Annotated in this window: 1 protein-coding gene; it reads left to right on the plus strand. The window is 52.1% G+C overall.

Features of this window, described 5'->3' with window-relative positions; translation table 11 throughout:
• The coding region (locus H7A81_RS27365; RefSeq protein ID WP_182059350.1) for an MFS transporter at positions 1 to 970 on the plus strand (970 nt) is incomplete at its 5' end.
• Positions 971 to 1,026 lie beyond the last annotated feature (56 nt).

A 1,026-nucleotide genomic window follows, 5' to 3' on the forward strand; every position in this document is an offset into this window, starting at 1 on the left:
GTTTATTACCTGGTTGAGCACCTGGGAAGCCAAAGATATTCAGCCGGAAGAGGATGTGGCGCAACATTCGGCGCGCCAGGGGAGCCTGAAGGCCCACCTAAAGTATCTGTTTGTCGATTTGGCATCGTCGTTCAAAATCAAAGCCTTTCGTCAGCATCTGCTGATTTATATCTGCTCCTTCACCGCGATGGATGCCTTTCTGGCGGTGTTCACCTATTTCGTGATCTACGGCCTGAAGCAGGATGCCTCACTGGCTTCACTGCTGCTAAGTAACATGATGTTTATGTCGATTCCCGGCACTTTCATTTTCATGATGCTGCTTGGCCGTTTTAATATGACGCCCTCCAACGCGCTGCGGATGTCCTACCTGAGTATCGTCGCTATCTTCCTGTTCCTGTTTGCCGTGTATCTGTGGCAATGGCAGGTGCCCACGCTGCTGTTCAGTGCAGTCTTTCTGTTTTTGGGCATCGTGCGGGCCGGGCTATTTTACATCCCGTGGAACATTTACAGCTTCATTCCCGATATTGATGAGATGGTCACCTGTAAACGGCGTGAAGGGATTTTTGCCGGGGTGATGGTGTTGACGCGCAAAAGCTCGGTGGCCATCGCCATTTTCATGATTGGCATCGTGCTGCAGGAGAGTGGTTTTGTGAAAGGCAACGGCGCGCAACCGGAGAGCGCCATCCATGCGATTGTCGGGTTGATGGTGTTTGTCACCACGGCACTGCTGGCGGCGAGCTTCTGGCTGACCTTTAAATTCAAACTGACGCAGCGTAGCCATAAGTTGCTAATCAAAGAGGTGGCGCGCCGCAAACTGGGTGGCACGGCAAGAGGTTGCGATGCTGAAACGCGTGTGGTGATTAAAGATCTCACTGGCTATGAATATGATGAAGTGTGGGGCGCAAGCCGGCATACAACTGCCCGCGATACGACAATCGAATCCGAGCTAAAACTGAAGGGGCGGCTTTAAGGGCGAATGCCTGTCAGGTAATCACTCAGTCAAATCAGGCTGCCCTTTAAGAGAGG

It is taken from the genome of Pantoea sp. ME81 (genome assembly GCF_903970985.1).
GTDB classification, from domain to species: Bacteria; Pseudomonadota; Gammaproteobacteria; order Enterobacterales; family Enterobacteriaceae; genus Pantoea; species Pantoea communis.